Source organism: Hymenobacter sp. AT01-02, assembly GCF_000961955.2.
Taxonomy (GTDB): Bacteria; Bacteroidota; Bacteroidia; order Cytophagales; family Hymenobacteraceae; genus Hymenobacter; species Hymenobacter mucosus.
In genome coordinates this window covers 1-23,379 of the sequence record NZ_JZIR02000072.1, presented here as the reverse complement: position 1 = coordinate 23,379, position 23,379 = coordinate 1, and the positions used below count along the sequence as shown (strand labels likewise).

The window sequence follows — 23,379 nt, the reverse complement described above, 5'->3', positions numbered from 1 at the left end:
TTGGTCGTTATATCGTGACGTTGCCCAACGCTCAAGCACCTTGGCAGCAAGCCTACTAGCCCAAAGTAGCAAGACAACAAAAAGCCCGACTGTTTGCACAATCGGGCTTCTCTATTTGGGATTACTCCGGGTAAGCCTAAGCTGGCACTGCTACTCGGTCGGAAGTCGGAATTTGGGTACCAATGGGCAGCTCCACCGGAGCCACCGTCACAATCACAAACTTTGAGGTAGGCGTATTGCTCTTGTAGGCAACCGAGCCAATAGGCACCAGCACGTTGCCTTCGGGGAAGTACATGGCACAGTTGCCCTTCGGAATGTCGTAGGGAATGGCGATGAACTTCTCGGCGTGGCGCTCCTGGCCCGCAAAGTGGCTGGTAATATTTACCAAGCCTTTCTCTTTGATACCGCGCTCGGCCATGTCTTTCGGGTTTAAGAAGATAACGCGCCGCTCGTTATGCACACCCCGGTACCGGTCGTTGTAGTCGTATACCGTGGTGTTAAACTGATCATGCGAGCGAATGGTCATCATCACCAACTGGCCGGGCTCAAACACGTGCTTTTCCAACGGAGTGCTGGTGAAGTTGGCCTTGGCATTTTCGGTGGTGAAGTTCCGTTCGCGGGGGCCGTTGGGCAGGTAGAAGCCACCGGGGTGCCGCACTTTGGTGTTGAACTCCTCGAAACCCGGAATAGTACGGGCCACATAGTCGCGGATGAGGTCGTAGTTCTCGGTGCAACCCACCCAGTCTACGGTGCTGCGCTCACCCAGCGTAGCAATGGCGATGCCGCTCACAATGGCTACTTCGCTCAGCATTTGGTCAGAAATAGGCTCTAACACGCCTTTGCTCATGCTCACTACTCCCATGGAGTTCTCGCAGGTCATAAACTGCTGCCCAGACTTCTGCATATCAATGTCGATGCGGGTTTTGCAGGGCAGAATTAGAGCCATTTCGCCGTTTACCAAGTGGCCGCGGTTGAGCTTGGGCGTCACGTGCACCGAGAGGCGCAGCTTACGCATGCCTTCGGCCACAAATTCCGTGTCGGAACAGGCCGAGAGCAAGTTGCCCCCCAGGCCCATAAATACCTTCACGTGGCCATCATACAAGGCCTTCACCGCTTCTACTACATCGTAGCCGTACTCACGCGGAGAGGTAAAGTTGAACTCCTTGTCAAGCGAAGCCAGGAAGGTTTCGGTGGGCCGCTCCCAGATGCCCATGGTCCGGTCGCCCTGCACGTTGGAGTGGCCACGCACCGGGCACAAGCCGGCGCCGGGGATACCAATAGCACCTTTCATGAAGTGCATGTTCACTACCTCCTGAATGGTGTACACGCCATTCTTCTGCTGAGTAAGGCCCATTGCCCAGCAGGTAATGATTTTCTTGTGCTGTGCCACTAAGTTGGCGGCCTCCTGAATCTGGGCTTTCGTAACGCCGCTGGCTTCCTCAATATCGGCCCAGCTAGTATTGTTCAGAGTCTCCACCAGTTCGGGGTAGCCCGTGGTATACTCCTGAATAAAGCCTTGATCAAGGACCTGGCCGGGGTTCAGTGCTTCCGCCTCCAGCAAGCACTTCATCAACCCACGCATCACCAGTTGGTCGCTGTTGATGCGTACCTGCAAGTACACGTCCGTAATGGGGGTACCATCGCCCAGCAATACCCCTAGGGCCTTGATGGGGTTCATAAAGTCCTGCGGGTTCTTGAAGTGCAGCAGGCCCGCCTCATGCAGGGGGTTGATGCTGATGATCTTGGCTCCGTTGCGCTTGGCCTTTTGCAGGGCCGTGAGCATGCGCGGGTGGTTGGTGCCGGGGTTCTGCCCAATGATAAGGATTACCTCGGCCTCGTACATGTCGTTCAGGGTCACGGAGCCTTTGCCCAGGCCCGTTGTATTGCTCAGGGCGGCGCCGCTGCTCTCGTGGCACAGGTTGGAGCAGTCGGGCAAGTTGTTGGTGCCAAACTGCCGGACAAACAGCTGGTAGAGGTAGGCGGCTCATTCGGCACCTTGCCCGACGTATAGAAGATGGCTTCGTTAGGCGACTTCAGCGCGTTCAACTCATCGGCTACCAGCTGAAAAGCTTCAGGCCATTCAATGGGTGTGTAGTGAGTAGCCCCCGGCCGTAGCACCATGGGGTGGGTAATGCGGCCCGCATTATTCAGGTCGCGGTCCGTCATGCGCGACAAATCCGCGAGGCTGTGCTTGGCAAAGAAATCAGGCCCCACGGGGTCCGACTGAGCGTCGGAGGCAGTAGCCTTGGCGCCGTTCTCGCAGAACTCAGCACGGAGCGGTGGTCGTCGGGGTCGGGCCAGGCGCAAGACGAGCAGTCGAACCCGTCCTTCTGGTTTAGCTTAAGCAGGGCATGAGTACCACGCACGGGGCCATCTTCGCTAAACGCAAAGGCTCCCGACTTCAGTACTGCCGTTACGCCAGCCGCTACTTTTGCAGGCTTGCTCAGCTTAAGGCCCGTAAACTCTTCGGGGGGCTGGGCCAGAATGGGGTGCTTGTGCTTGGCACCTAGCGTATCAGGCGCCTCCATGGGCCGCTCGTCCATTGATTCCCGCTCGGGTGAGGTACTCCAGTTGTCGCTGGTAGGGGCGGCACCCTGATCGGGGCGCTCACCACTCTTCGGAACGTTGTTGCCAGCAGTTTGCTGATCTATTTTACCGGCCTGATTGGGGTCGTAAGCAGGAGATTTGTCCATAGCGCGGAGGGGAAGTAGCAGTGTGGGTGGTAGCCCAGCCCGTCAATGCAGACAGTCCAGGTCTTTTTCGATTAAGATTTTCAGGGGTTGATTCTCGGCTACCATGAGGGTAGCCGAAAGGCCATTTTGGTCAGTACTCGTCCAATGGTTGGCCAGCGTAGCAGGCACTTTCACAGTGAGGGCCCCGGCTCCGTAAGTGACGCGAAACTCCTCGGTTTCGGCGCGCTCTAAGGCGTAAGTCAGGCTGTCGGCGGCGGCAGGCCCAAGGGGTACCAGGGCGGCTACCCGCCCCACAGTAGCAAACTGCTCCACCTCTTCCGCCGACAGGCGGAGGCGCAACGAGTTGTCTTCAATGCGAAGTTTCATGAGAAGAAATGGTATGAGATTCAGACGCAGGTAACACGTCAGATGTTGCGGTGGCGCTTAGCGAAATGACCGGAAAATCAGTAAAATGCCCGCCCATGCTGCTGAAATAGACGAACCGATTTTACGGTTTTATTTGGAAGCAGAACTGTACTGTTGGCTCCATCCAGCGGGTTAGCTAGCAGTACACCTCCTCTTGCCCCGTATTCCCGTGTGATTTGTGGCAACGATACGCTCCTATTGGCTGCTATTCACCCTGAATAGCGAAGTCATTGCACTACTGTTGGCTAGTAGTAGGCTTGCGTGTTGCTGACACCCAGTGGATGGCAGTACTAGTCACTACCGTTTATTGGGGTGGAACCCTGGTAGCGGCGGCTTGCCTGATGAACGTGGCGTTGCTTTTTACAAGCTGCTTGCTGTTTGCGAAGCAGGTAGGGCGGCGGTTGCTGCTGCGGGCAGCACTTCCACTGGGCGGGCGGCTAGTGGCTGGCTACTTGGCAGCAGCCCTGGTTTGGGGTGCACTATGGTGGTAGGTGGCCGGAACAGAGCTGCCCCACTGGTGGTAACCGGCGCGTAACGAGACACTGGCTGCGCGCTATCAGTAACGGAATCTACTACTCCACTTCTTGCCCGGCAGACTGAAGCCGCCATTCGTGGCAGTAAACATTGTAGCGCCCCTGGCGGGCGAAGCCGCAAAGGGTCATCCCGAAATCGTTGGCGGCCTGTACTGCCAGGGAGCTGGGAGCCCCTACGGCAGCCAGCACCGGAATGCCCGCCACCGCTGCTTTCTGCACCAGCTCAAAAGAGGCGCGCCCGCTTACCAGCAGTACAGCATCGTGCAGGGGTAGCATTTCCTGGAAAAGGGCCGCGCCAATCACTTTGTCTAGGGCGTTATGACGGCCAACATCTTCGCGTAGCAACAGCAGCTCGCCGGCCGGTGAGAACAGCGCGGCCGCGTGCAAGCCGCCCGTTTGCTCAAACAAGGCCTGGGCCGCCCGCTGCCGCTCCGGTAGCTGATGGATTACGGCAGGGTCGATGTAGGGGCCGGCCGTGGGTAGCACCGGGCAAGCGGCCGCGTGCACCGCGTCGATGCTGGTTTTGCCGCAGACGCCACAGCTGCTGCTGGTGTAAAAGTGGCGCTCCAGGCGGGGCAGGTCGGGCGTGGCTGTGGGGGCTAGCTCGGCGCGCACCACATTTTCGCGCTCATCTTCCTTCTCTACATCAGGGCAGTAAATGACGCCGTGCAAATCCTGGCGGCCATGGATGATGCCTTCGGTAAGCAAAAAGCCCGCCGCCAACTCAAAGTCGTGGCCGGGGGTGCGCATGGTAATGGAAAGGGTGCGGTGCTCCCGCTCCCCAGTTGGCCCGTAGCCCACCCTGATTTCCAGAGGTTCTTCGGCGGCCAGCACGTCGGAGGCGGTAGTCATGGTAGTGCCCTGCACTTTATGCACAGTCACGTAATCGTAGCTGGTGGGCGGGAGAAAGACAGGAGCAGACATGGTGATACGTAACGGGGTGGGTCCTCACCCTGCAACGAGCACGGGGTAGGAAGTTGGCTGAAGTTGTATTGGAACCGCGCAGATCCTTACTCAAGCGGGGGTAGGCAGAACGCAGTGGTATATTCCTTTTAACCTTATGGGCGGGAAGTAAGTTTGAGCTAAGCAACCAGGGCCCACACGTGCCAAAGTAACGAGAGAAGCCTGCGGCTGAGTTACTATTTATCCGTACTCTGCCCCGGTTGTCAGCCCGGCACCTGTTATCTTGTGTACATGCTAACCTCCGAAGAACGTCAGATTTACCGCCGCCACTTGCAGCTACCTGAGATTGGCGAAGCTGGCCAACTCCGCCTAAAAAACGCCCGCGTACTAGTGGTGGGTGCGGGCGGACTAGGCTGCCCCATTTTACAATACCTAGCCGCGGCTGGCGTGGGCACCCTGGGCATTGCGGACGCAGATACAGTCGACCGTAGCAACCTGCAACGCCAGATTCTGTACGGCCCCGCCGACTTGGGCCAGCCCAAAGCTGAGGCAGCGGCCCGCGCCGTGAAGCGCATCAACCCTCTGGTGCACACGGAAGTTTTCCGCTGCCGAGCCACCCTAGGCAACGTGCGCGAGCTAGTCAGCAAGTACGATGTGGTAGTGGATGGCTCCGACAATTTCCCGACTCGCTACCTTCTCAACGACGCCTGCGTGAGCTTCAACCGCCCCCTGATTTCGGGCGCCATCTACAAGTTCGAGGGGCAGGTTTCAGTGTTCAACTACCAAGGTGGTCCTACCTACCGCTGCCTGTTCCCGCAGCCACCCTCGTCGGCGGAAGCGCCCAACTGTGACGCCACGGGTGTCCTGGGTGTGCTGCCCGGCCTAGTGGGTATGGCCCAGGCTACGGAAGCCCTCAAAGTCGTGCTAGGCATTGGCGAGGTACTATCAGGTAGGCTGTGGCTGTTTGATGCCCTCACTTTTCAAACCCGCACGCTCAAGTTTGCCCGCCAGCCTGAGCAAGCCGCCATCAACCTCACCAATGCCAACCCCCAAGACTACGCCGACTTGTGCGCGGTAGGCGTCACGAGCATTTCGGTGGCAGAGCTACAGCAGCAACTGGAGTCCGACTTTCCCCCGTTTCTACTGGATGTGCGCGAGGCCCACGAGTATGCCGCAGGCCACTTGCCGGGCGCTACCCTGCTTCCCCTGAGCAACCTCGACAAGGGCGTGGCCGCAGTTCCTAAGCAACACCCCGTAGTAGTGTACTGCCGCTCAGGTAGCCGCAGCGCCCAAGCCGTAGAGCGTCTCCAAACTCAGTACGGCTTTGCCAATCTGCTTAACCTAGATGGAGGCTTTCTGGCTTGGCAAGAAGCTCTCAACGTGGCGAATGCCCCGCATTCGCCGGCTTAATTAGCTGTCCCTCTTTTTCGTTCTTTTGATTATTTCCCATTGCCCCAATGCCGCTTACCGCCACACCGCCTTCTCGTCCGCGTATCCGATTTGACCGAAATGAGCTGGCTGGGGCCTTTGGCGATTTAGGCACCGACTTGCCACTGCTCATTGGCATCATTGCCGCCTCGGGCGTAGACAGTGCGGGCGTGCTGGTGATGTTTGGGGTGATGCAAATTTTCTCCGGGCTGTGGTACGGTATGCCCATGCCGGTGCAGCCGCTCAAGGCCTTTGCTGCCCTCGTCATTGCCCAAAAGATTCCTGGCAAGGTCATTTTTGGGGGTGGGCTGGCCATTGGGGTCAGCATGTTGGTGCTCTCAGTATCGGGGCTGATTGATAAGCTGGCTCAGCTAGTGCCCAAGCCCGTTATTCGGGGTATTCAGTTTGGACTGGCTTTACAGCTGGCTACGCTGGCCCTCAAGGAGTATGTGCCAGCCGATGGCCTGCCGGGCTACTGGCTGGCGGCCGCCGCCTTTTTAGTAACGGCGGTGCTGCTCGGCAACCGGCGCTGGCCGGCCGCGCTGGTAGTATTGGCCCTAGGCGTTGCCTATGGCCTAACGTTCAAGCTGGATTTGGCTACCGCGCATCGCACCGTGGGCCTGCACCTACCCGGCTGGCAGGCCCCTACCTGGGACAATATAAAGTACGGCGCTTTGCTGCTGGCTTTGCCCCAAATTCCGTTGTCGCTCGGCAATTCCGTGCTGGCTACAAAGCAGGTAGTAGAAGACTATTTTCCTGATCGGCGGCTGTCGGTGCGGCAAATCAGCTTCACCTACGGCCTCATGAATCTTGTAAATCCCTTCCTGGGTGGCTTTCCGGTGTGCCACGGCTCGGGCGGCATGGTAGGCCACTACACATTCGGCGGGCGCACGGGCGGTTCGGTGGTGCTCTACGGGGGGCTGTTTCTAATACTAGGGCTATTTTTTAGCCAAGGCTTTCAACAAGTGGTGCAAATTTTTCCGCTGCCCCTGCTGGGAGTTCTGCTGCTGTTTGAGGCCCTTACCCTAGCCACCCTACTCCGCGACATCAGCACCTCTCGTCCCGATCTGCTGCTGGCCCTGCTAGTGGGGCTACTATGTAGCGGATTGCCGCCCTACGGCTACCTTATTGGCTTGGTAGTGGGCACGGCGCTTTACTACGCCATGCAGCGCGGCTGGGTAGGGCTGGGCAAGTAGTGCTTCCATTTCTGAGTTATTACTGCCCCAGACTTGGTTAGTCCGGCTGCGAAGGCACGTACTCGCGGCAGGCACTTCGCCATTGCGGCGGTTGATGCGATACATCACCGACAGCACTAGGTTGTTTTTGGTGGCCGTTGTTTGGGGAGTAAACACATGTTGCCGGTAGCTGGCGGGCGTAAAGTTGGCTTGGTTTACCCACCCAGCCTGCACCGTCCAGTGCGGGTCGAACTGGTAGCCTGCCCCCCCGTACACCCGGTTGCGCTCGAAAAAGGGGCCGCGCGTGTTGAAAAACACCTCGTCGTAAACGGATAGAAAAACTGTCTTGTTCGTGACGGTTGGGTGATTCAAGGGCAGGAAGCCGTTGAGGCGGTAGCGAATACGGTTCCGGTAGCGGTAAGAGCCTCCCGGCGTGATATCGTCGCGGAAAGAAAACCAGCGCTGCTCCACCCGGTAGCGGTGCTCTATTTTCAGGCGGGCGCTGTAGTGAGTAAACGTTACTTGCTCCCACAGGCGCTTTTCCACGTTCAGCGGGCCATTGCTCAGGTCCCGATAGTCAGATGTGGCGTAGCGGCCACCCGCTACCATAAAGGTGAAGTTCTTGGCCAAGTCGTAGCTGACTCCGCCCTTTAGCTCAGTGTAGAAATACTGCCGAAAGAGGCCATTGGCACGAGCCTGCACTTCGGCGTAGCCGCCCCAATGCTTCGGTCCACCCGGCAATATCACCGTTCCAATGTGCCAAGAGCCCCACTGCGGGTCGGGTACGGCGTTGGTTTGGGCCTCTGCCAACTGGGTACCTGCCGCGCACAGCACAGCAGTCAGGTAGGACGCGACTCGGTTGGGGGAGGAGAACATAGGCCAGTAGCATGGTAAGATTTAACCTAGTGCTAGCTTATAGAGGCTGGCCTACCTAGGCATTTGGAAGGCCAGAATTTGGCGTGCAACGCGTGCTACGAACAAAAGAAAAGGGCGTTTCCAGATTGGAAACGCCCTTTTAGGTAGCGGGGACTGGACTCGAACCAGTGACCTTTGGGTTATGAGCCCAACGAGCTACCAACTGCTCCACCCCGCACTGTTTGGTGATGCAAATGTAGATAGTTTTTCGTTAAATCCGCACTTGTAGTTACAAATACTACCACCTGATTGGTTTCTACCTGATTATCAGGCAGAATAATTTTCCATCTAAATACACGCACTATACAAGTGTGCAAGATTTTGGCAGCTAGCGCTCAGTTTGATTTACCGGACCGTACACGGGAGCACCTGCACTACTAACAACAACCACACTTGTATGAACCTCTTCCCTCACACGCTGCGCTGGGCCTTCCCAACGCTTGCCCTTGGTCTTTCACTGGCTGCCTGCAACTCCGCGCAGAACAACGAAGCCGGTGCCACTGCTACTACCACCCCAACCGATAGCGCGGCTACTACCCCCGCCGATAGCGCCACGGCCGGTCCGCAAGCGGTGAAGCCTGCTGGCCCGCCACCAGCCTGGGCACCCAATATTGGTCCGGAAATGCTCACGGTAATTGAAAAGCTGCAAAAGCTGCAAGGTCCTACTCCGCCAGAGAAGCTGCCCGTAGCTGAAGTGCGCAAGGCTCCTTCCGCTACCGATGCTACTATGGCCGTGATGCAAGATTTCCATGTACCCTCGCCACCTTCTCCCCTCGACACGATGAGCAAGGAAGTAGCTCCGGGCGTAAAAGCTCGCATCTACATGCCCAAAGGTGCTACCGGGCCGCTGCCCGTGGTGGTGTACTACCATGGTGGAGGCTGGGTTATTGCCAACCTCGACACCTACGACCCGTCTGTGCGGGCCCTGACGGAAAAGACGGGCGCCATTTTCGTATCGGTAGCGTATCGTCAAGCGCCCGAACACAAGTTTCCCACGGCCCACAACGATGCTTTTGCAGCTTACCAGTGGGTGCTGAAGAATGCCGCTTCCATCAAGGGTGACCCCAAGCGCGTAGCCGTGGCAGGGGAAAGCGCCGGCGGTAACCTAGCCGCCGCTGTGTGCATGATGGCCCGCGACAAGGGCGCTATGCAGCCTAAGCACCAACTGCTGGTGTACCCCATTGCTGGCTACGACATGAACACGCCTTCTTACCAGAAGAACGCCAACGCTAAGCCCCTGAGTAAGCCTTTCATGGGCTGGTTCTTTGATAAGTACCTGCGCACTCCCGCCGACGGGAAGAGCCCCATGATTTCCTTGGTAACGGCGCCTAACCTGAAAGGCCTGGCACCCGCTACCGTTATCGGCGCCGGCATCGACCCGCTGATGAGCGAGGGCAAAACCTACGCTGACAAACTACAGGCTGCTGGTATTCCCGTAACCTACAAGCTATACGAAAACGTGACCCATGAATTCTTTGGCATGGGCGCCGTTGTACCCGAGGCTATGCAGGCCGAAGACTTAGCCGCTGGCGAGTTGAAAAAAGCCCTTCAGTAAGCCAAGGCTTACGCACGCACTAAAAGCCCCGGCTCTTCCGAGCCGGGGCTTTTTGCTTTTTGACAAATCTGGCCATTACTGTACATGCTGCGCTGCTTCTTAGCGCCAGCAAGATGAGCCATACACAGATCTTGATTCTAAGAAGCCCGTGCTGCCTCAGAACCGGTTGGTGATACCGAAATGGATTTTAGAGGAGCCCAGGGCTATCTTCTGGTTAAGTTCTTCCGAGCGGCCCACGGAGTACACGAACTGAAATATGCCCGCGCCGGTGCGGAAGCTCAGTCCCGCGCCCAAGCCAGTAGGAGTATCGAGGGCAGTTTCCGTGGCTATACGCTGGCGCAGCCACGCTTGATCAACGAACACGAACACGTAGGAATCGGCCCCGGTGAACTGGCGGAGTTCGGCAGTGCCCACGGCGTACTGACTGGCATAGAACGCCAACTCGCTAAAGCCGCGGAGGGTAGCTAATCCACCTAACCGAAACAGGTCATTTAAGAACAGCCGTTCATTCACCAGTCCTTCGCCCCGGAGGCGGGTAAGGAGCACGCCATTGCCCCCAATGCGCACATACCGCTCGGCCCGCACGCCCACGCTCACCTGCGTCGAGCGCAGGGCTACCCCTTCGTAGAGGGTAGGGTCTAGCTCAGAGTTTTTGCTGATGCTTTTGGTACCAATAGCCCCCTGCCCCGTAATGGCCGTGCCACGCCGCGGGAAGTACAAATCGTCTAGGTTACTCCAAGCGTAGTCTAGGCCGTAGGAGTTAAACTTGGAATCGATGTTTTCGGGTAGGACCGTGAGCGTTTTAAACGAGGGGTTGGACAGCAGGCGGGAACTCCGGCGCTCAGTGAAAAACGCAACCCGCCCGGCGCGGGCCGTGGGGTAGGTGACCTGTAGGCGGGGCCGCACCGTCAGGAACTGGTTGCTTTGCTTGAGCAAGTTGAAGGTGCCTCCAAGCTCCAAGGGCGTTCCGAAAAAGCTGGGATGCACATATTGGGCATCAAGCAGTTGCGACAGCGCGTCGAGCTTGCGCCATTGAATACCAATACCCTTGCCCCCACCCCGGATATTGCGCAAGTTGATGGTTACGTCGCCGGTAATCTGCACGCGCTTCTCCCCTACTCCGGGGTTTGTGTTGGGTAGTACCCCCACGATGGCATCGAACTGACTAGCGGCCCGATCTTCCAAGAGAAAGTACACCCGCGCCCGCCCCCGGGCAAAACGCACCTCCGGATCGGCCTTGAGCTGCACGTAGGGTAGCTGACGAAGGCGGCGGGTGGCTTCGTCTAAGCGCTGCTGGCTGAACGGCTGCCCCGGGAAAATCTGCAGGTAGCGGGTTAAAAATTGCTTGCGCGTTTTGGTGGTACCCAGAACCTGTAAGGAGTCGAATAGTACGGGAGCGCCCCGCTGCAGCACCACGCGTCCCGCTATGTTGGCACCGTTCAGCTCCAGGGAATCTAGGCGCACAGTAGCAAAAGGGTAGCCTTGGTTTTCGGCCGCGTGCAAGATGCGCTCCTGAAGTCTGGCCCACTCCACAGGGTTGAACGGCTGTCCCCGAAACAGCTTTTCGCGGTAGCCGGCCTGCGTAAGCAGCCCGTCGCCGAGGTTGCCGTTGCGCAGACGCGCCCAGCGGAATTTCTCACCAACGTAAAGCCGAACCCGCAGGGAGTCGTGCCCCCAGTGCAAATCATCGGCTGAGGCCGTCAGATACGAATCGGCTTGCAGGGCCAGCACAAGGCTGCGCACATCGCGGAGGGCCGTCACCGAATCGGCAGCACTGGCTTTGTACCGGTAGCGGCGTAGCACAGGGCGGTCGGCCTCCTCCACAGCCACAATTACAGCAATAGGCCGCCGCACGGGTATAGGCCGACGGCTTGCCGTATCGGGGCGGGCGGTAGCAGGGGGTAGCGGGGGCGTTTGTAGCGGTGTTTGGCCTGGCGTGCCGGGGCTTACCTGCGCCCACGCCGACGGCCCAGTGCTCAGCACTAAGCAACTCAACCAAGCAAGAAAGAGGGCGCGGACGTACATTTGTGCTCTGAAACGCAAAAACGCGCTTTTAATTTCCCGAAAGTACACCGGAGTGCGGCTTGCTTGCGCCGGGGCCTACCATAACGTTCCTGCCCTTCACTGCTCAGCCTTCCACTGCCGCTGATGAGGCCTTGCTGTAGGCAGTAGCTCAGCAAAAGCAACTTCCGCTGGTGTTTCAGGTGTTATGTGTAAACCCCGTTCGTCACCTTTACCAACGGACGGGGCTTGCTCTTACTGGCGAAACTGCCACTCACTACCGTATGCGCTGGCCGCCACCTATCCAGGGCCGGCTTCTGTTTTTTGCTTTCCTCATGTCCGGCCTTTACCTCCATATTCCCTTTTGCAAGCAGGCATGCCACTACTGCGACTTTCACTTTAGTACCTCCTTGGGGCTGAAGGGCAGCGTAGTGGAGGCCGTGGTGCGGGAGCTAGCATTGCGCCATGCCTACTTAGGGCCACATGCGGTGCTCAACACCATTTACTTTGGTGGAGGCACTCCCTCACTGCTTTCGACTGCCGAGCTGGATGCTCTGTTTGCGGCTATTCATAAGCACTTTGCGGTAGCCCCCGATGCCGAGATTACCTTGGAGCTAACCCCGACGATCTGACACCGCCCAAGCTGCGGGAGTTGGCGGCTTCCCCCATCAACCGCCTCAGCATTGGGCTGCAAAGCTTCCACGAGCCTCACTTGCGGCTTATGAACCGGGCCCACTCCGCTCAAGAGTCGACGGTAGCGGTACAGCAAGCCCAGGCCGCGGGCTTCGAGAATATCTCGGTGGACTTAATTTATGGAGTGCCAGCCCCCGACCATCTCATCTGGGAGCAGGATATGGCGGCCGCCTTCGCCCTGGAGGTGCCTCACCTGTCTTGCTACGCCCTCACCATTGAGCCCGGTACAGTGTTTGGTCGGCAGGCAAAGAAAGGCCGCTTCTTGCCCCCACCCGATGAGTTTGTAGCTCAGCAGTTTGAAATGCTTCTGGAGCAAATGCAGCGCCACGGCTACCAGCAGTACGAAATCAGTAACTTCTGCCAGCCCGGCCGCGAGTCGCGCCACAACTCGGCGTACTGGCAGGGCGTGCCCTACCTGGGTTTGGGTCCTAGTGCCCATTCCTTTGATGGTCACAACCGGCAGTACACCGTCGCCAACAACCACCAGTATGTACAGGCTGTGCTGGAGCAGGGCCACGTGCCAGCCACTATAGAACACCTGACTACCTTGGATCGGGCCAACGAGTACCTGATGACCAGCCTCCGTACGGCTCAGGGGTGCAACCTCACCTACCTGCGCGACACCCTCGGGGTAGACTTACACCAACAGCACTCCGTGTATTTGCGGGAGCTGCACCGTACCGGGTTAGCAGAGCTCACCCCTAGCATCCTACGCCTCACCAACCGGGGCAAGCTACTAGCAGATCATATCACCCTAGAATTATTTCAGAGCTCAGATTCGGCAACGACAGGCAGTAGTACGCCCGTAAACTCCTAATTTCCCCTCCGGGAGGCACCTTTCTTCTATTCACACCTGCACTTTTCGCCCCCGGCCTGCTACCTAATCTGCTGCTAGTATATGAGAAGATTGATTGACGCCCTGGCTGATGATACTGATTTCTTTGTGGAACAGGTGCAGCTTACGGCCATTGTCTTCGACAACTCGGACGACGTAACTATCTGGCTACTACCCTTTTTGATCAGGAGCTGCACTTCTTTCACCTGGGCTTGCCGTTTCAGCAGCTCGACCTACTCCTGCGCTTAGCCGGAGCCCGCGCCGAGTCGGTGCAGGAAGACGTGGCCGATGCCCTGGCTACCGTCACGGAGTGGCCCTGCCTACTCGAATACAACACAGAGGCGAACCCGCCCGTGGCCTTGCCCAACGTGGCCCTAAAACTTTCCTGTACCTATCCGGCCGACGGTCCCTTCGGCGACGAGGATGAGGAAGACGACGAGGAATCGTTCGGCATTAGCCTCGACGCCGATAGCGAAGAGGCTGAAGAATACGAATCTGGCCAACCGCATAACATCTTCTACCTGGAAGACGTGTTTTTGCGCATTGAGCCCTGAGCCATTCGTACAGTTCGCCTTTGCCGCTACTGCGCACCTATTTTTAGCTGTTACTACTAGCCAGACCTGCCGTGTTCTACCTCATTCCGGGCCTAGGCGCCGACGAGCGGGTGTTTCAGAACCTGCTACCCCTGCTGCGGGGCAAAACGCAGGTACTGCTCTGGCTTACCCCCGAGCCCAACGAAACCCTACCTCACTATGCTGCCCGCATGGCAGCTATCATTCCACCGGAGCAGAAAGGCATCATCGTGGGTGTGTCGTTCGGGGGCGTGGTGGCTTTAGAAATCACCCGAACGCACCCTGGCCTACGCACCGTACTTATCAGCAGTATTCCCGATGCAAGTTGTTTGCCTCCCTTGCTGCGCCTTATCCGAGCTACCGGTGTGTACCGCTTGTTTCCTCCTCAGTGGCTTAAGCTATTTCCCAGGGCTGGACAGTGGTACTTTGGCGTAAAGCAGCGCGAGTACTCCTTGTTCAAGGAAATCCTTCGCGACATGGAGCCCGTGTATACCCGGTGGGCCATTCACCGCCTGCTGCACTGGGACAGCACAGGCGTGGGACGTAGCATCCAGATTCTAGGCACCGAAGACCGAGTATTTCCGCCCGGTCTCACACCCGTTGAGCATCTAATCCGCGGCGGGGGCCACTTCATGGTGATTAGCCACGCCCTCGAAATCAGCCAGATTCTAAACCAACTGCTAGAAGAAGACCAAGCTTTGCTGGCAGAAGCCCCTTCCCATCCTCCTGCTACCTAGTACTGCTTTTAACCTGCTTCTACTAGTTGATTTCACACGCCCGCTCCATGCTTGCTACCTATCCCTACCAAGGCCACACCTACTCCTTCGACCCCAGTACCCCGCTCGACATCTCCCTGCCCCTAGCGCCCGGCGAGCAGCAAGTAAATTGCTTCTGGGCCGAGCCGGTGCAGTTCGATGTAATTCGGGTGGGGAGCTTTGTGGGTAGCGTGGCCGAGGGTGGTAGCACCAATTACAAGCGCGTGCACCTGACCCCACACGGCAATGGCACCCATACCGAGTGCTACGGACATATCTCGCCCGCACCTGAGGCTACTTTGGACCGCTGCCTGCGGCGGTTTCTGTTCGTAGCTCGGCTAGTAAGCGTGCAGCCCCGCGTGCTGGCCAATGGCGACGCGGTAGTACTACTGGAAGACGTACGCCAAGAGTTGGCCAAGAACCAAACAGAGACCTTCTGTCCTGAAGCGCTTATCCTGCGCACCTTACCCAACGACGATGCTAAGCGCAGCCGGCAGTACTCTGGCACCAACCCTACCTATCTGGAGCCTGCTGTAGCACACTACCTCGTGGCGCAAGGTATTGAGCACCTGCTACTCGACTTGCCCAGCGTAGACCGGGAAGAAGACGGGGGCGAGCTATTAGCACATCATGCCTTCTGGCAGTACCCTTACGCTACCCGTCATGCGGCTACCATCACTGAGCTCATCTTCGTGCCCGATACGGTAGCGGATGGCCTGTATCTGCTGAATCTGCAAGTCACTAGCTTAGTCCTGGACGCCAGTCCTAGCAAGCCGGTACTGTACGCCTTACAGCCCTAGTTGGCTTTTATATAAGCTAAGATACTACAGCCCTACAAGCCTGCTGAAACAGATTCCCGCGTAATGCGAAAAGGGGACCGCCCTAATGGACGGTCCCCTTTGCTCAAAATTCCGGTCAATCCCGGAAGTTCTTTTAGTGCTACTCGGCCGAAACAGCTACTGCTTCTACCTCTTCCACACCAGCCGGAACTACCGATACGAACGAACGGTCTTTGCGGCCTTTGCGGAACTGCACCGTGCCGTCGATCATAGCGAACAGCGTGTGGTCCTTGCCGATACCCACGTTCTGGCCGGGGTGGTGCTTGGTACCGCGCTGACGCACGATGATGTTGCCGGCGATGATGTCTTGACCACCGAAAATTTTCACGCCGAGACGCTTGCTATGCGATTCACGACCGTTGTTGGAGCTACCTACGCCTTTCTTGTGTGCCATGGTATTGTTGAGTTGAGAGTTATTAGTTGCCTGTCGCCAGTTCAGTGTTGCCGAATCTTACGCAGACTAGCAACTGGCAACATAAAACAGGCAGCTCAATTACCCGATGCTGTTGATCAGTACTTTAGTGAACTGCTGACGGTGACCGTTCAGCTTCTTGTAGCCCTTACGGCGCTTCTTCTTAAATACCAACACTTTGTCGCCTTTTACGTGAGCAAGGATGGTACCGGTTACGGTTACGTCCAGCTCAGGAGCTCCAATGGTGAGGGTTCCGTTATCATCGGTCAGCAGGGCTTTGCCCAGCTCTACGGTGTCGCCGACGTTGCCAGCCAAACGGTGGGCGTATACAAATTTATTGGCTTCGACCTTGGTCTGCTTCCCGGCTATGTTGACAATTGCGTACATCGGCGTCTTCGCGGTTTCTGAAAAATGGAAGGCAAAAGTAGAAGTATGATTTTACAAATCCAAACCCTAACTCATTAAACCTCATTGCTCCCGCTTCTGCATCTGTGCCACAAGCTTTCAGAAACACCTAAGCAGGAACGCGCCAGCGGGTACGCGAATAGAATTTTTGTGGATAACCACAATTGTCCACAGGCAAAATGTGGATAACTTTTATTCATACGCCCTACTCTTATCTTATCCACACTGATTTATCGGGGTTGGCTAATGCTCACCTGCTTAGCGGCATAGCCAAAAATTAACACACAAAAAATGGTGGGGCGTGGTCCTGCTTCCCCGAAGCGGGGCCTATCTTTGGCTTCCTGTCCGAAGTACCGTCGGGCTACACGGTCGCAAACAAACCCGGCGGACCGGGGTTAGAACTGCCGCCCCCATTGGGGCCTCCCTATCCTTCTCTCGTATCAACTTTTACCCTGTTGCCATGGAACCTCTGCTCACCGAGAACCCCAACCGCTTCGTCCTCTTCCCAATCCAGCACAATGATGTGTGGCAGATGTACAAGAAGGCCGAGGCCTCTTTCTGGACGGCCGAGGAAATTGACCTCTCTCAGGACCAAAAGGACTGGGAAAACCTCAATGAAGGCGAACGTCACTTCATCAGCCACGTGCTGGCCTTCTTCGCGGCCTCCGATGGTATCGTAAACGAAAACTTGGCCGTGAATTTCATGCAGGAAGTGCAGATGGCTGAGGCTCGCTGCTTCTACGGCTTCCAGGTGATGATGGAAAACATCCACTCGGAAACGTACTCTCTGCTGATTGATACCTACATCAAAGACCCCAAGCAGAAAGACTACCTCTTCAATGCCCTGGAAACGGTACCAGCCGTTGCGAAGAAGGGTGAGTGGGCCATCAAGTGGATTAACTCGGAGAACTTCACCGAGCGCCTGATTGCCTTTGCCGCCGTGGAAGGTATTTTCTTCTCGGGCTCGTTCTGCTCAATCTTCTGGCTGAAAAAGCGGGGCTTGATGCCCGGCCTGACCTTCTCCAATGAGCTCATCAGCCGCGACGAGGGGCTGCACTGCGACTTTGCCTGCTTGCTCTACAAAGACCACTTGCAGAACAAGTTGCCCGAAAGCCGCGTGCACGAAATCATCCGCGACGCGGTGACTATTGAGCAGGAATTCGTGACCGACGCGCTGCCCGTAAACCTGATTGGCATGAACGCCCAACTCATGTCGCAGTACATTGAGTTTGTGGCCGACCGCCTGCTGGATGCCCTGGGCTACAGCAAAATTTACGGGGCGTCTAACCCCTTCGACTTCATGGAAATGATTTCGTTGCAGGGCAAAACCAACTTCTTCGAGAAGCGCGTGGGCGAGTACCAGAAAGCTGGGGTTATGAGTGAGCGGACTTCTAATGCCTTCTCCCTCGACGAGGATTTTTAATTGGCTAGCTGTGGGGCAAGTCTGAGGAGTAGCTCGTAGTACACGCAGTGCATTAGACAGCTGAATGCCACCAATGTAAGGGGGCGCTAATCATATGATTGGCGCCCCCTTTCGCGTTCATAGTAAAATCGTATTATTACCGCGGCAGCACGTAGTAGCTGCCCATTAATATTTTGACAGTCTGCCCTTTATTTCCACAATTTATACGCTCCGTACCCTATGAAAAAGGTCACTATTCTTCTGGCCACCTTCCTGCTGAGTAGCAGCCTCGCCTTTGCCCAAAGCGAGTTCAGAAAGCTAAACCAGCAAGCCGCTGATGCCTACGAGGCGAAGAATTATAAGAGTTCGGGTATGCTCTACGACCAAGCTTTTAAGCAATCCAAGGCCCAACCGAGCAGCGCGGACCTGTACAACGCCGCGTGCAGCTGGTCCCAGGCCGGCGACGCTACCAAAGCCTTTCAGTACCTTGATAAAGCTACCGCGGCCGGCTGGGAAAACGTGGCCCACGTGAAGCAGGACACCGATCTAACGGCCCTGCACACCGACAAGCGCTGGCAGCCCATGCTCACGAAGCTACAGGCCAGCGTAGCCAAGATAGAGGCCAACTACAACAAGCCCCTTAAGCAGCAGCTCGACTCCATTCACGTCCTGGACCAGGGCGGGCGGATGAAGTATGATGCCATTGAAAAACAGTACGGCATGAAGTCCCCGGAGATGACGGCGCTCTGGAAGGAAATAGATGCTACTGATGCGCATAACCTGCAACGCATCACAAAGCTGCTAGATACGCATGGATGGCCGACCAAAGCTGAGGTAGGGAACACCGGTACGACAACCGTATTCCTTGTGATTCAGCACTCTAACTTACCCGTTATGGAGAAGTATTTCCCCATGGCTAAACAGGCGGCCGAGCGGGGCGACTTGTCGAAATCGGCTCTGGCGCTGTTACAGGATCGTATTCTAATCGGACAGGGCAAGCCGCAGATCTATGGCAGCCAACTCCACACCGATTCTGCCACGGGCAAAACTGTATTCTCCCCCATTGAAGATGAAGCCCACGTAGATGAGCGCCGCGCCGCCATCGGAATGGAACCCTTAGCCAGCTACGCTAAGCGCTTTGGACTAGTGTACACACCGCCTGCGCAATAAAGCACCAACCTAACCAGCCCTAACGGTTGCTACACGGAACTGCTATTCACCAACTGCTCGTGCGCCACCTACCGGCGCGGCACCACCGCGGAGCTCTAGTGGCTAGGGCTACAGCTGTGGTCGTTGGCTAGCAGTGATGTTTGAGGCGCGGAAGGTAATACGGCCTGTTAGTGAGGGGCTTGCTACTCTACTACTTGAAACCAAGGACCTGGGTAAACTCGCTGAAATTTGTACCTTCTGGCCTCTGATATGACAGGCGCATTCTACTTACTCGGAATGATACGCCAACGTGCTTACCTGCTCCAACTTACTTCCCTCTAATATGTCCCACCATGTCTGAAAACAAGCTTGAAAACCCACCCCCTGTTGTTTCACGCCGAGAGTTCATCACCAAAAGCGCAGTAGCGGCGGCTGGCATTATGATTGTACCACGCTTTGTGCTGGGCGGTAAGGGCTACACGGCCCCTAGCGACCAGCTAGTAATTGCAGGTGTGGGCGTGGGCGGCAAAGGTGAAAGTGACCTGGCCAGCTTCTTTAAAAGCGGCAAAGCCCGCATTGGCTACCTCTGCGATGTGGACGACCGTCGCGCGGCTAAATCCGTCCAGTCTTTTCCTCAGGCCAAATACTACAAAGACTGGCGTCAGCTCTTCGACAAGGAAGCCAAGAACTTTGATGCCGTTTCCGTATCGACGCCCGACCACAACCACGCCAACGTGACCCTGGCTGCCATGCAGCTGGGCAAGCATGTGTACGTACAAAAACCCCTTACCCACGACATTTACGAGGCCCGGGTACTGACGGAGGCCGCCCGCAAGTACAAGGTAGTGACGCAGATGGGAAACCAGGGTGCCTCCAACGATGGCGTGCGGCAGCTGCGGGAGTGGTACGATGCCAAGCTTATCGGGGATGTGGATACGGTGTATTGCTGGACCGACCGCCCCGTATGGCCACAGGGCATTCCGTGGTCTTCCACGCCGGGTAAGGTGCCCGCCGAACTAGATTGGGACTTGTGGCTAGGGTCGGCACCGCACACTGCTTATATTGATAAGCTGGTGCCCTTCAACTGGCGCGGGTGGTGGGAGTACGGCACCGGGGCCCTCGGCGACATGGGCTGCCACCTGCTGGAGGCTCCCTTCCGAGTTTTGGATTTGCAGTACCCCACGGCCGTGCAGGCTAGCGTGGGCAGCGTGTATGTTGATGAGTTCAAGCGCGGCTACTTCCCCGAGAGCTGTCCGCCTTCTAGCCACGTCATACTCACCTTCCCCAAAACCTCGAAAACCAAGCACGACGTGACGGTACATTGGATGGATGGAGGCATTCAGCCTGAACGGCCCGCCGAACTCGGCTCCAACGAGTTGTTTGGCGATGGAGGCAACGGCATTCTGTTCGTGGGCAAGAAAGGCAAGATGATGGCTAGCACCTATTCTGCCAACCCGCAGCTGCTACCCCTTTCCCGTACCAGCAAAGTGAAGGTGAAGCCCACACTGGCCCGCGTGCCGGGAGGGGCTGATGGTCACTATGCGCAATGGGTGGAGGCGTGCTTGGCCGGTTACGGCAATAAAGAGGTAAGCTCGCCCTTCGAGCTGGCCGGGCCGCTTACGGAGGCGCTACTGGTAGCTAACCTGGCTATCCGGGGCTACGATGTCCGTCACGCCAATGCGGCAGGCAACGGCTTCACGTACCCAGGCCGCAACCTGAAACTGGACTGGGACGCCCGCCAAATGAAGGTAACCAACTGGGACGAGGCCAACCGCTTCGTGAAGCGGGAATACCGCCAAGGCTGGACCCTGGGAGTATAATCACGCATTCCAGCCGCGGGGCAAAACCCGCTCTATCCATCGGCGCAGCTCAACAAGGTTGTTGAACTGGGCGCCGATGTGCTTGCGTACGCTTGACCACCTCCCACCGACAATACCACTTCTGGCGGAATTCAGCAACCTTATTTCTAACCATTTTAGTTAGCTATATAGCAGCCCTCGAATTACAAAAACGCGTTGATTGGCAGCATTTTAAGCTTATGTGGAAAACTTCTAGAGAGAAGGTTTGTCCTGAGATTCCAGGACGGATATATTCGGAACCGTTGACCCTGCCACCTGGCGCGGTAACGCCCCGTATTTAGCCTGACAGCTTCGACCGGCTCCGCCCGGTCTTTCCATATCCCAACACCCTTCTACCTGCTACGCCTATGTTGGTAATCAAACGCGACGGCCGCCGCGAGTCCGTGAAATTCGATAAAGTCACGGCTCGCATTGAGAAGCTCTGCTACGGGCTCAATATGATGTACGTGTCGCCCATTGAGGTGGCCAAGAAGGTTATCGACGGCATTTACGACGGCGTAACCACAATAGAGCTCGACAACTTGGCGGCCGAAACTGCGGCTTCGCTCACGACCAAGCACCCCGATTATGCTATTCTGGCGGCGCGCATTGCCGTGAGCAATCTGCACAAGGTGACCAGCAAGTCGTTCAGCAGCACTATGAAGCGGCTGCATACCTATGAGGACCCCAAGACTGGCGAAAACGCTTCCCTCATTGCTCAGGATGTGTGGGAAATCGTGCACGCCCACGCCGCCACCCTCGACTCGGCCATCATCTACGACCGGGACTACAACTACGACTACTTCGGCTTCAAGACCCTGGAGCGCTCCTACCTGCTGCGCCTCGATGGCAAGGTGGTAGAGCGGCCCCAGCACATGCTGATGCGCGTGGCCGTGGGTATTCACAAGCACGACATCAACGCCGCCATCGAAACCTATAACTTGATGAGCGAGCGGTGGTTTACCCACGCCACGCCTACCCTCTTCAACGCCGGTACGCCCAAGCCCCAGCTCAGCTCGTGCTTCCTGCTCACGATGAAGGACGACTCCATTGAGGGCATTTACGACACGCTGAAGAACTGCGCCCTGATTTCGCAGAGCGCAGGCGGTATTGGCCTGGCCGTGCACAACGTGCGCGCCACGGGCTCCTACATCAAAGGCACCAATGGTACTTCCAACGGCCTTGTGCCCATGCTGAAGGTGTTCAACGACACGGCCCGCTACGTGGACCAGGGCGGCGGGAAGCGCAAGGGCGCTTTCGCTATGTATCTGGAGCCCTGGCACGCCGATATTTTTGACTTCCTGGACTTGAAGAAGAACCACGGTAAGGAGGAAATGCGCGCCCGTGACTTGTTCTATGCCCTCTGGACGCCCGACCTGTTCATGAAGCGCGTGGAAGCCAATGGCGACTGGACGCTGATGTGCCCCAACGAGTGCCCCGGCCTCGATGAGTGCTACGGCGAGGAGTTTGAGCGCCTCTACCAAAAGTATGAGCGCGAAGGCCGTGGCCGCAAAACCATTAAGGCCCAGGACCTGTGGTTTGCCATTCTGGAAAGCCAGACCGAGACCGGCACGCCCTACATGCTGTTCAAGGACGCTGCCAACAACAAGAGCAACCAGAAGAACCTCGGTACCATCAAGAGCTCCAACCTCTGCACCGAGATTATGGAATATACCGACAAGGACGAGGTAGCCGTGTGCAACCTGGCTTCCTTGGCCCTGCCCCGCTACGTGCGCCCCGACGAAGCTGGCAACCTGATCTTCGACCACCAGAAGCTGTACGAGGTAACCTACCACGCCACGATGAACCTCAACAAGGTCATCGACATCAACTACTACCCCGTGGTAGAGGCTGAGCGTAGCAACCGCCGCCACCGCCCCATCGGGCTGGGCGTGCAGGGCCTGGCCGATACGTTCATTGCCCTGCGCATGCCCTTCGAGAGCGACGAAGCCAGCGGCCTGAACAAGGACATCTTCGAGACCATCTACTTCGCGGCCATGACGGCCTCTAAGGACCTCGCCATCAAGGACGGTCACTACGAGACCTTCCCCGGCTCCCCCCTAAGCAAGGGTCAGTTCCAGTTTGATCTGTGGGGCGTAACGCCCGACTCCGGCCGCTGGGATTGGGAAACGCTGCGCGCCCAAGTAGTAGAACACGGTGTACGCAACTCTCTGCTGGTAGCCCCCATGCCTACGGCCTCTACGGCCCAGATCCTAGGGAATAACGAGTCGTTTGAGCCGTACACCTCCAACATTTATGTACGCCGCGTGCTAAGTGGAGAGTTCATGGTGGTAAACAAGCATCTGCTCAAAGACCTGGTGAAGCTGGGCCTGTGGAACGAGCAGATGAAAAATGCCATCATTGCCGCTAACGGCTCGGTGCAGGACATCCCGAACATTCCCCAGAACATCAAGGACCTGTACAAGACGGTGTGGGAGATTTCCCAGCGTCGCATTATTGATATGTCGGCCGACCGGGGCGCGTACATCTGCCAGAGCCAGAGCCTGAACCTGCACGTGCTGAACGTGAACTTCGGCAAGCTCACCAGCATGCACTTCCACTCCTGGAAGAAGGGTCTGAAAACCGGCATGTACTACCTGCGCACCAAAGCCGCCGTGGATGCCATCAAGTTCACGGTGCAGAAGCAAGCCGCCGAGACCCTGGAGCCGCTGAACGTAGCCGCCCAGAACGCCTCCGACATGGCCTGCTCCCTGGATAACCCAGACGCCTGCGAGGCCTGCGGTTCGTAATTTAAAGGCACTGAAAAGGGACTAGCTGTTAACAGCTAGTCCCTTTTTTTATATTCACCAATTATGGCATTGGAAACGTTTGCGCTAGGTATTTTCATAAAGTCTATGTTCTCTCTCTTTA

At 57.0% G+C, this 23,379-nt stretch carries 19 protein-coding genes, 1 tRNA gene and 2 pseudogenes; 14 read left to right on the top strand and 8 right to left on the bottom strand.

Translation table 11 applies throughout. From position 1 onward, the window contains the following. Positions 1 to 136 precede the first annotated feature (136 nt). A pseudogene (locus VI25_RS18535) lies at positions 137 to 2,693 on the bottom strand (FdhF/YdeP family oxidoreductase). A gap of 42 nt (positions 2,694 to 2,735) precedes the next feature. Continuing rightward, a complete protein-coding gene (locus tag VI25_RS18530; RefSeq protein ID WP_045687461.1) occupies positions 2,736 to 3,059 on the bottom strand; it encodes a DUF7009 family protein in 324 nt (107 codons plus the stop codon). Between the two features lie 320 nt (positions 3,060 to 3,379). On the opposite strand from VI25_RS18530, the gene VI25_RS18525 reads away from it, so the two are divergent. After that, positions 3,380 to 3,589 (top strand): hypothetical protein, encoded by a 210-nt coding sequence (locus VI25_RS18525; RefSeq protein ID WP_055562724.1) that lies wholly within the window; start codon positions 3,380 to 3,382, stop codon positions 3,587 to 3,589. 81 nt (positions 3,590 to 3,670) lie between these two features. Here VI25_RS18525 and fdhD read toward each other — a convergent pair whose 3' ends face one another. Continuing rightward, complete coding sequence (gene fdhD / locus VI25_RS18520) at positions 3,671 to 4,555, bottom strand: formate dehydrogenase accessory sulfurtransferase FdhD (RefSeq protein WP_055562723.1); 885 nt, start codon at positions 4,553 to 4,555, stop codon at positions 3,671 to 3,673. A 270-nt stretch (positions 4,556 to 4,825) separates the two neighbouring features. On the opposite strand from fdhD, the gene moeB reads away from it, so the two are divergent. Both moeB and VI25_RS18510 read left to right on the top strand, forming a co-directional pair. Continuing rightward, on the top strand, positions 4,826 to 5,944 hold the full coding sequence (gene moeB, locus VI25_RS18515; RefSeq protein WP_045687463.1) for a molybdopterin-synthase adenylyltransferase MoeB: 1,119 nt from the start codon (positions 4,826 to 4,828) through the stop codon (positions 5,942 to 5,944). A 47-nt stretch (positions 5,945 to 5,991) separates the two neighbouring features. Then, the gene (locus VI25_RS18510; RefSeq protein WP_045687464.1) at positions 5,992 to 7,158 is read left to right on the top strand and encodes a putative sulfate/molybdate transporter; all 1,167 of its coding nucleotides are present in this window, start codon (positions 5,992 to 5,994) and stop codon (positions 7,156 to 7,158) included. Here the strand turns inward: VI25_RS18510 and VI25_RS18505 are convergent. Continuing rightward, positions 7,057 to 8,013, bottom strand: a complete 957-nt coding sequence (locus VI25_RS18505; RefSeq protein ID WP_055562722.1) for a DUF2490 domain-containing protein — start codon at positions 8,011 to 8,013, stop codon at positions 7,057 to 7,059. The two genes, VI25_RS18510 and VI25_RS18505, sit on opposite strands and share 102 nt — an antisense overlap. A 144-nt stretch (positions 8,014 to 8,157) precedes the next feature. Then, a tRNA-Met gene (locus tag VI25_RS18500) sits at positions 8,158 to 8,230 on the bottom strand. Positions 8,231 to 8,449: 219 nt separating this feature from the next. On the opposite strand from VI25_RS18500, the gene VI25_RS18495 reads away from it, so the two are divergent. Continuing rightward, on the top strand, positions 8,450 to 9,607 hold the full coding sequence (locus VI25_RS18495) for an alpha/beta hydrolase (protein WP_045687465.1): 1,158 nt from the start codon (positions 8,450 to 8,452) through the stop codon (positions 9,605 to 9,607). Between the two features lie 156 nt (positions 9,608 to 9,763). On the opposite strand, the gene VI25_RS18490 is transcribed toward VI25_RS18495, so the two are convergent. Then, positions 9,764 to 11,602, bottom strand: coding sequence for a BamA/TamA family outer membrane protein (locus VI25_RS18490; protein ID WP_161806979.1), 1,839 nt, complete (start codon positions 11,600 to 11,602; stop codon positions 9,764 to 9,766). A gap of 290 nt (positions 11,603 to 11,892) precedes the next feature. On the opposite strand from VI25_RS18490, the pseudogene VI25_RS29000 reads away from it, so the two are divergent. The 6 genes and pseudogenes from VI25_RS29000 to VI25_RS18470 form a co-directional block, all read left to right on the top strand. Continuing rightward, a pseudogene (locus VI25_RS29000) lies at positions 11,893 to 12,371 on the top strand (radical SAM protein); the annotation flags it as partial. A gap of 90 nt (positions 12,372 to 12,461) precedes the next feature. Then, positions 12,462 to 13,118, top strand: coding sequence for a hypothetical protein (locus tag VI25_RS18485; RefSeq protein ID WP_410503443.1), 657 nt, complete (start codon positions 12,462 to 12,464; stop codon positions 13,116 to 13,118). A gap of 81 nt (positions 13,119 to 13,199) precedes the next feature. Then, on the top strand, positions 13,200 to 13,385 hold the full coding sequence (locus VI25_RS24845) for a hypothetical protein (RefSeq protein ID WP_152981696.1): 186 nt from the start codon (positions 13,200 to 13,202) through the stop codon (positions 13,383 to 13,385). Further along, positions 13,349 to 13,690 carry a hypothetical protein gene (locus tag VI25_RS18480; protein WP_055562720.1) on the top strand — a complete coding sequence of 114 codons (342 nt, stop codon included), beginning with the start codon at positions 13,349 to 13,351 and terminating at the stop codon, positions 13,688 to 13,690. Before VI25_RS24845 ends, VI25_RS18480 begins: the two co-directional genes overlap by 37 nt. 71 nt (positions 13,691 to 13,761) lie before the next feature. Further along, positions 13,762 to 14,445, top strand: a complete 684-nt coding sequence (locus VI25_RS18475; protein WP_045687467.1) for an alpha/beta fold hydrolase — start codon at positions 13,762 to 13,764, stop codon at positions 14,443 to 14,445. Positions 14,446 to 14,492: 47 nt separating this feature from the next. Further along, positions 14,493 to 15,263 carry a cyclase family protein gene (locus tag VI25_RS18470; protein WP_045687468.1) on the top strand — a complete coding sequence of 257 codons (771 nt, stop codon included), beginning with the start codon at positions 14,493 to 14,495 and terminating at the stop codon, positions 15,261 to 15,263. 139 nt (positions 15,264 to 15,402) lie between these two features. On the opposite strand, the gene rpmA is transcribed toward VI25_RS18470, so the two are convergent. Both rpmA and rplU read right to left on the bottom strand, forming a co-directional pair. Then, positions 15,403 to 15,696 carry a 50S ribosomal protein L27 gene (gene rpmA / locus VI25_RS18465; RefSeq protein WP_045687469.1) on the bottom strand — a complete coding sequence of 98 codons (294 nt, stop codon included), beginning with the start codon at positions 15,694 to 15,696 and terminating at the stop codon, positions 15,403 to 15,405. Positions 15,697 to 15,795: 99 nt separating this feature from the next. Next, positions 15,796 to 16,101: a 50S ribosomal protein L21 gene (gene rplU / locus VI25_RS18460; protein ID WP_045687470.1), complete on the bottom strand. Its 306-nt coding sequence runs from the start codon at positions 16,099 to 16,101 to the stop codon at positions 15,796 to 15,798. A 478-nt stretch (positions 16,102 to 16,579) separates the two neighbouring features. On the opposite strand from rplU, the gene VI25_RS18455 reads away from it, so the two are divergent. From VI25_RS18455 to VI25_RS18440, 4 genes are all read left to right on the top strand, one after another. Next, complete coding sequence (locus VI25_RS18455) at positions 16,580 to 17,542, top strand: ribonucleoside-diphosphate reductase small subunit (RefSeq protein WP_072144860.1); 963 nt, start codon at positions 16,580 to 16,582, stop codon at positions 17,540 to 17,542. A gap of 219 nt (positions 17,543 to 17,761) precedes the next feature. Beyond that, positions 17,762 to 18,691: a DUF6624 domain-containing protein gene (locus VI25_RS18450; RefSeq protein ID WP_236705123.1), complete on the top strand. Its 930-nt coding sequence runs from the start codon at positions 17,762 to 17,764 to the stop codon at positions 18,689 to 18,691. A 332-nt stretch (positions 18,692 to 19,023) separates the two neighbouring features. Further along, positions 19,024 to 20,490: a Gfo/Idh/MocA family protein gene (locus tag VI25_RS18445; RefSeq protein WP_045687471.1), complete on the top strand. Its 1,467-nt coding sequence runs from the start codon at positions 19,024 to 19,026 to the stop codon at positions 20,488 to 20,490. Positions 20,491 to 20,876: 386 nt separating this feature from the next. Further along, a complete protein-coding gene (locus VI25_RS18440; RefSeq protein WP_045687472.1) occupies positions 20,877 to 23,258 on the top strand; it encodes a ribonucleoside-diphosphate reductase subunit alpha in 2,382 nt (793 codons plus the stop codon). Positions 23,259 to 23,379: the final 121 nt, after the last annotated feature.

Coding starts and splice junctions, on each gene's coding strand:
- VI25_RS18530 (WP_045687461.1), bottom strand. CDS start 3,059: ATGAAACTTCGCATTGAAGACAACTCGTTGCGCCTCCGCCTGTCGGCG.
- VI25_RS18525 (WP_055562724.1), top strand. CDS start 3,380: ATGGCAGTACTAGTCACTACCGTTTATTGGGGTGGAACCCTGGTAGCG.
- fdhD (WP_055562723.1), bottom strand. CDS start 4,555: ATGTCTGCTCCTGTCTTTCTCCCGCCCACCAGCTACGATTACGTGACT.
- moeB (WP_045687463.1), top strand. CDS start 4,826: ATGCTAACCTCCGAAGAACGTCAGATTTACCGCCGCCACTTGCAGCTA.
- VI25_RS18510 (WP_045687464.1), top strand. CDS start 5,992: ATGCCGCTTACCGCCACACCGCCTTCTCGTCCGCGTATCCGATTTGAC.
- VI25_RS18505 (WP_055562722.1), bottom strand. CDS start 8,013: ATGTTCTCCTCCCCCAACCGAGTCGCGTCCTACCTGACTGCTGTGCTG.
- VI25_RS18495 (WP_045687465.1), top strand. CDS start 8,450: ATGAACCTCTTCCCTCACACGCTGCGCTGGGCCTTCCCAACGCTTGCC.
- VI25_RS18485 (WP_410503443.1), top strand. CDS start 12,462: ATGGCGGCCGCCTTCGCCCTGGAGGTGCCTCACCTGTCTTGCTACGCC.
- VI25_RS24845 (WP_152981696.1), top strand. CDS start 13,200: ATGAGAAGATTGATTGACGCCCTGGCTGATGATACTGATTTCTTTGTG.
- VI25_RS18470 (WP_045687468.1), top strand. CDS start 14,493: ATGCTTGCTACCTATCCCTACCAAGGCCACACCTACTCCTTCGACCCC.
- rpmA (WP_045687469.1), bottom strand. CDS start 15,696: ATGGCACACAAGAAAGGCGTAGGTAGCTCCAACAACGGTCGTGAATCG.
- rplU (WP_045687470.1), bottom strand. CDS start 16,101: ATGTACGCAATTGTCAACATAGCCGGGAAGCAGACCAAGGTCGAAGCC.
- VI25_RS18455 (WP_072144860.1), top strand. CDS start 16,580: ATGGAACCTCTGCTCACCGAGAACCCCAACCGCTTCGTCCTCTTCCCA.
- VI25_RS18450 (WP_236705123.1), top strand. CDS start 17,762: ATGAAAAAGGTCACTATTCTTCTGGCCACCTTCCTGCTGAGTAGCAGC.
- VI25_RS18445 (WP_045687471.1), top strand. CDS start 19,024: ATGTCTGAAAACAAGCTTGAAAACCCACCCCCTGTTGTTTCACGCCGA.
- VI25_RS18440 (WP_045687472.1), top strand. CDS start 20,877: ATGTTGGTAATCAAACGCGACGGCCGCCGCGAGTCCGTGAAATTCGAT.